A 6,057-nucleotide genomic window follows, 5' to 3' on the forward strand; every position below is an offset into this window, starting at 1 on the left:
AAGCAACACTGTCCCTGTCACAAGCTGGGTGAGCTACGCGAAGCAACAAGCTCGATACCTTAATGCAAAATCAGACTTCACCAATCAATGGTTTGATAGCGGAGTAAATCTAGACACAGATATCATTTGGGATGGCAATGGCACGAACCGTAATGCCGCGCTTACTATCTTTAGACACTTTGATAGCGCTTCAGTTGTTCAAGGTTTAGTTGGCCCACAACCCAAGACAGCGTGGATTCTTGATTACGCCCTTCTAGAACGTATCCATTACCTTCTCGTTGCTGGTTTTGATGTCTACGGTAACTTCGGCCACCAACTGATTACCCGTATGTTTATGGATTTCTTGCGCCTTGAGGGTGAGAGTAACTTCTTGACCCTTCTTCCAAAAGACGTACGACACATTGAACACTCAAGTTGGTATGAAAACCAAAGCTCACAGTTGAGCGACTACTTGCAGCGTAATATTGCACCTTTTGACCAGCCAACCAACGTGATATACAAAACGACAAATCCTAAGCGTGAACTGCTTAATATGATCAAAGATAAGCTCGCGCCGATCCTCGATAATCGCTTTGATATTGTCGAAACAGGTTTCAGTCGGAAAAACGAAGCTCTGCTCAAACAAGTGAATTTGATTAAGGGAGTTGGTCTGCGTCATGTGCCTCAATTAGTTACGATCATGATTGAAAGCGAGAACGGCGATGAGCAGCTGTTCACCATGATTCACAATAACGCTCACAGCAACATTTCAAGCCTGTTCAATGAAGAGGGTAATCGAGATTACGCCAATGACGACTTAACACTAGTACGTGGGGTTGTAGGTAGCTACCCTGCCGCTTATCTGTCATTAACTGAGCGCAATATACCGACTCTGGTTAAAGCACTGCAAAGCTTGGACACAGAAAAAGATTACGTCGCGTTGCTGGATAAGTTTGCAGTACGACGCAGTTCGCCTGAGTTCTGGCCATTCAGCGACCGAGTTCACCGTTGGTATCAACAAGATCAACCGATTGAGTTTGGTTTATTGGATTACAACCGTTTTGAGAATAGATAGTAAAAATAGATAGCGAGTAAACGGTATACCTTGATTCTAGCTTTTGAACATTGAGCACATTGCCTCGAGCGTCGGCTATATTGCCTTGAACGTCGGCTATATCGCCTTAATCGTCGGCCATATTACTTGAAATCTTGGTAAGTCTTTCTTAAAGAACCATTGGTACACATGCTATAAAAAATCCTCTGACGAATAGTCGTTCAGAGGATTTTTTATTTAGCTTGCAGATTAGGTATAAGCTTAAAACAGGCTCACATCGTTAAACGGAAACATAGGGCACAAGTGCCTTCAACGAATCTCTAACTAGTTCCGATAAAGCTTGGTCGTTATCTCGATACTGCAATAATGGTTCTTCGCTTGCTTCAATGCTCTGACACAAGCTGTACAGTGCTGATAGACCCAAACTACCCGCCGACCCTTTAAGTTTGTGCGCCAAGGACTTCACTTCTCGTCCATCATCCGCTTGACTCGCCTCAGCTAATTCATTCAAGGTCAGGTCACTGCTTTCATCAAACAGCGCAACGATCTGTTTCATTTTCTCTAATCCAAGAATCGACAGATCACCCTCTATCACTTTGGAATCAATCAATTTCACCGGAGCATCTCCTCGGTCTTGGGTATCATATTGAGAATCAATTATAGCCGTGTGATTAGCCAATACATCTGCCATCTGTGTGGCGTTCAGTTCATCACTGTTACTCTCAATTACGCGTTTATAGTTTTGTTTGCAAACAGCATCATTCGGATCAGGCTGTGGCAACAACAGTGCTTTACCATCGAGTTGAGTAACGATGAGCTGAGAAAGAGCCTCTTTCTCCAACGGCTTAGGCAAGAAACCATCGAACCCTGATGCTAAATAGCTTTCGACTTCTTCATTGAATACATGCGCCGACACCGCCACCATAGGGGGTATATTTAGCGGCTCAGCCGTGGACGTTTGTTCTAGGATCGCTTTTAACTGTTGAATCAGCTCTATGCCATCACAATCGGGTAGATTGATGTCTACCAGCGCAATATCAAACGCCTGCTCACTGAATATAGCTCTGGCCTCTTCTCCTGTTGTCGCCATCACAACGTCATGGCCTAGGTTATTCAGAAATCCTTCAGCAACAATGCAGTTAACAGGGTTATCTTCAATCAACAGTACTTTGGCACGGATACAAGCTTCAATAGTCGGTGCTTTCGTTTCAATCTTCTCACCCGCGAACAAAGGTACTGAGAACCAGAATTGGCTCCCTTCACCTTCTTCGGAATGAACACCAATATCACCGTTCATTGCTTGCATGATACTTTTGCTGATCGCTAGCCCTAGCCCAGTGCCGCCAGTTTTATTGCGACCACTACCGGTTTGGGTGAATGCATCAAACAGACAAGCTTGCTCTTTGCTATCAATGCCAACCCCCGTGTCTGACACTTCAAACATCACTCGATTTTCATCTTCTATATCTAAGCTGATAAAGATATCGACTGAGCCTGTTTCAGTGAACTTAATCGCATTGCCAACCAGATTGTTCAAAATTTGGCTGATTCGTGTTACATCACCACGCCAATAACGTTGTACGTTACTTTCAATATGGAAATCGAAATTAAGTTTCTTCTCAGCAGCACGTCCCTCCATTAGTTGGTAGGTATCTTTAACCATTTGGTAGAGATCAAACGAAGCCGTGCGTATTTCTAAATGCCCCGCTTCTATCTTTGAATAATCAAGCACGTCATTCAAAATGGCGAGAAGATTCTTGCCGCTGCGGTTAATGATATCGGCATAACCCGATTGCAAAGGATCTAGCCCAGTATCTTTAAGTAATCGAGCCGTACCTAACACACCATTCATCGGTGTTCGTATTTCATGGCTCATCGTCGCGAGGAAGGCGGACTTAGCCCGGCTTGCTTGTTCTGCGGCATTACGAGCCTTAGCGTGATTTTCCACCTCGACATTCAACTTCTCATTGGTTTTTTGCAGTTGATAAGTTCGGTCGGTGACCAATTCTTCTAAGTGCTCTTTATGTTCTTCGAGCTCACGTTTCGCCTTCGCTTCTCCAACGGCAACCACTTGTAGCGCCTGTGCCGTATTTCTCGCTGTAATAATAGCCTCACCCATATGAGCCAGTTCATCATTACCTTTAACCGAGATATCGATATTCAGACGCCCCTGAGCGATAGACATCAAAGCTGAAGAGTATTCAGTAAGACGTTTAACCACCGAGATATAAACCACTCGCCAAACGATAAATGCGACGATAACCAAACCAATAACCGAAATCACAGACAGCGACCATTGAGCCAGATTCAACGTGCTGGTCAGCTCATCAACCGCTTTTTTTGTGCTTCGGTTTGAATCATCAACCAGTTGGTTAACCGTTGTATTCAGCTGAGAGAACAGCTCCAACGTATTTTGCATCAGAAACTCTGACTTTTTGGTGTTCTCATATTGTTCTAGCGAGATATCGAACACGACCTGGCGTTTTCTCAACTCTTCAAGCAACTGAGACATCTGCGCTGAACGAGTCGGATCTTCGACCGCTTTCACACGGCGCGCCATAATTCTTAGATTAGATTCAAACTCAGATTGGATTTGATGAATACGTTCAACGTTAGTGACAGTCTGCGTTTCTTCAATTTGATTAAGCATTTTGTACGCCAACAAATGTAATTCGTGCAAGCGTTCAGACAAATCAAGGTCAACCTCAACAAGCGCATCTAAGGCTTGGTAGGCTTTATCAGTTTGCTTAGTTTCTAGTAGGTCATAGATGTGTGTGACGTTGGCAACTGCGATGGTGGCCGTGTTCAACACTTGGGTTCGGGTTAGCTGCTCTAGCTCTTCCGCAAGTAGACGCATCTCTTCAACACGAGAAGACAGTTCCTTGTTTAACCAAAGCTTACGTTCAACTGACACGCCCAACTCAGCCAGTGTATTAATAACACTTTGGACATTGTTTTCGAGTTTATTAAGAAGTTGGGAATCAAAACTGTCGACGCCAAGTTCTTTGATATGCTGAAGAAGCGACTCAAGTTGACCGAACAACATAGTGCCCGCTTCTTTTCTTTCTGCTTCATTTCTCGCATTAGAAAGCGTTTGTACCGACGAAATAATACGGTTACTCAACTCAGATACTTGACGAGCTTCGATCATGGCAGGAAGAGCAGAATCGACGACGTTTCTTTCAGTCTTTGCTACAAAGCTAAAACCAGAAACACCGATCAATGCAGACAATAAAACCAACAGGGCCATCACTAAGAATGAGGCCAGTAGCTTGCGTCCAATACTCGCTGAAGCTAACAACATAAACTCTAAACCTTAAAACGTTCTTCTTTACCCATGCAGAATACGCTATATTTTGCAGTGTTTCTTATCTAAAACCAATAAAACGGCAATTCATGCTATCTAGACCTTTAACTTCAAAAATTCTTCTCTCATTACTAGCATCAGTCACCACTGTAGTAAGTGCTAGTGAGCCTTTGAGCCCAATAAAACCGGCAGAAGCCACATCACAAAAAGAAAAAATTTGTGCCATTTATCCGCACCTAAAAGACTCTTATTGGTTATCGGTTAACTACGGAATGGTCTCAGAAGCAGAAAAGCAACAAGTCGAACTTAGAGTTTTGGAAGCTGGCGGTTACCCCAACGTAGCCAAACAGGCCTCACAACTGGTGCTTTGCACGCAATGGGGGGCTGATGCCATTATTTTAGGCACAGTTTCGCCTGACGCTTACCATGAGAACCTGACCAACTGGGTCGGAGCAACCCCTGTGTTTGCCACAGTCAATGAGTTAACCGTCAATAAAGAGCAACAAAGAGTATTAAAAGGCACGGTCGGTGTCGACTGGTATCAAATGGGCTTCCAAGTCGGAGAGTTTTTGTCGAAAAGACATCCAAAAGGGTCAGGAGAAACACCTATCGCCCTATTACTTGGCCCACAAGCAAGCGGTGGCACTAAACCTGTGGCGCTCGGGTTTTATGATGCAATCAAATCGAGCGATATCAAAATCGCGATCAGCTATTGGGCAGACAACGATAAAGAACTGCAAAGAAACTTGGTACAACAAGTCATCGAACAACCGGATATTCAATATATTGTCGGAAGTGCAGTCGCGATTGAAGCTGCGATAAGTGAACTAAGAGCTGCGGGTAAAACCAAAGAGATTGGGTTAATTTCAAGTTACTTAAGTCACGGAATCTACCGCGGTTTGCTTCGTAACAAGGTGCTTTTTGCACCAACAGATAAAATGGTTGAACAAGGTCGCTTGTCGGTAAAGCAAGCCACCCATTACTTGCGTGGTCAACCTTATGAAAAACATAGCGCACCCATGATTGAGGCACTGACACCCGCAACACTCAAAGATCAAATTATCGCCGACTCATTGTCACCTTCTGAGTTTCGCCCGGTATTCAGTGTGAATCCTTAGTGCTATATTGACTAAAGAACTCAAAACAATAAAAACGAATCAATCATTTAGGGAACATCCATGCAAAAAACGACGCGTACTATGCCAACGCATAAGAACATCGCTTTGGTCGCTCATGACCATTTCAAACCTGAGCTATTAAGATGGGTCAAAGAGAACAAAGAAAAACTACAAAAGCACTTCCTTTATGCAACGGGCACGACAGGTTCTCTACTCAGTAAAGAAACAGGCTTAGCGATTAAGAGCATGATCAGCGGCCCAATGGGCGGTGACCAACAACTTGGTGCCCTTATCTCTGAAGGCAAGATCGATATGATGATTTTCTTCTGGGATCCATTAAATGCCGTACCACACGACCCGGACGTAAAAGCACTGCTTCGTATCGCAAGTGTTTGGAACATCCCTGTAGCAACCAACCGCGCTACCGCTAACTTCCTGTTTAACTCTTCATTGCTTGAAGAAGAAGTGATCATTGAGATCCCAGACTACGAAGCATACTTGGCAGAGCGCACATAATCACACGTTAAATTAGCCCTTTACTAGGGCGTGTTGATCTTTCGAGCTGATTTTTGCAGCGAATTGCTGGGGATTTCTACAAG

4 protein-coding genes are annotated in these 6,057 nt (G+C 44.1%); 3 read left to right on the forward strand and 1 reads right to left on the reverse strand.

The annotated features are described in order from the left end of the window. Positions 1–1,054 (forward strand): fatty acid cis/trans isomerase (locus AB4496_RS15450; protein ID WP_372131304.1); only part of this gene is annotated, 1,054 nt, incomplete at its 5' end. Between the two features lie 259 nt (positions 1,055–1,313). On the opposite strand, the gene torS is transcribed toward AB4496_RS15450, so the two are convergent. Further along, positions 1,314–4,337 (reverse strand): TMAO reductase system sensor histidine kinase/response regulator TorS, encoded by a 3,024-nt coding sequence (gene torS, locus AB4496_RS15455; RefSeq protein ID WP_009844867.1) that lies wholly within the window; start codon positions 4,335–4,337, stop codon positions 1,314–1,316. Positions 4,338–4,429: 92 nt separating this feature from the next. On the opposite strand from torS, the gene torT reads away from it, so the two are divergent. Both torT and AB4496_RS15465 read left to right on the forward strand, forming a co-directional pair. Continuing rightward, complete coding sequence (gene torT / locus AB4496_RS15460) at positions 4,430–5,458, forward strand: TMAO reductase system periplasmic protein TorT (protein WP_009844868.1); 1,029 nt, start codon at positions 4,430–4,432, stop codon at positions 5,456–5,458. A gap of 60 nt (positions 5,459–5,518) precedes the next feature. Beyond that, positions 5,519–5,974 carry a methylglyoxal synthase gene (locus tag AB4496_RS15465; protein ID WP_009844869.1) on the forward strand — a complete coding sequence of 152 codons (456 nt, stop codon included), beginning with the start codon at positions 5,519–5,521 and terminating at the stop codon, positions 5,972–5,974. The last annotated feature ends 83 nt before the right edge of the window (positions 5,975–6,057 follow it).

The organism is Vibrio sp. 10N.222.46.A1 (assembly GCF_041473595.1).
Lineage (GTDB): Bacteria > Pseudomonadota > Gammaproteobacteria > Enterobacterales > Vibrionaceae > Vibrio > Vibrio tasmaniensis_A.

Excerpts from the sequence above, each read along its gene's own strand:
- torS (WP_009844867.1), bottom strand. The coding sequence starts at position 4,337 with ATGTTGTTAGCTTCAGCGAGTATTGGACGCAAGCTACTGGCCTCATTC.
- torT (WP_009844868.1), top strand. The coding sequence starts at position 4,430 with ATGCTATCTAGACCTTTAACTTCAAAAATTCTTCTCTCATTACTAGCA.
- AB4496_RS15465 (WP_009844869.1), top strand. The coding sequence starts at position 5,519 with ATGCAAAAAACGACGCGTACTATGCCAACGCATAAGAACATCGCTTTG.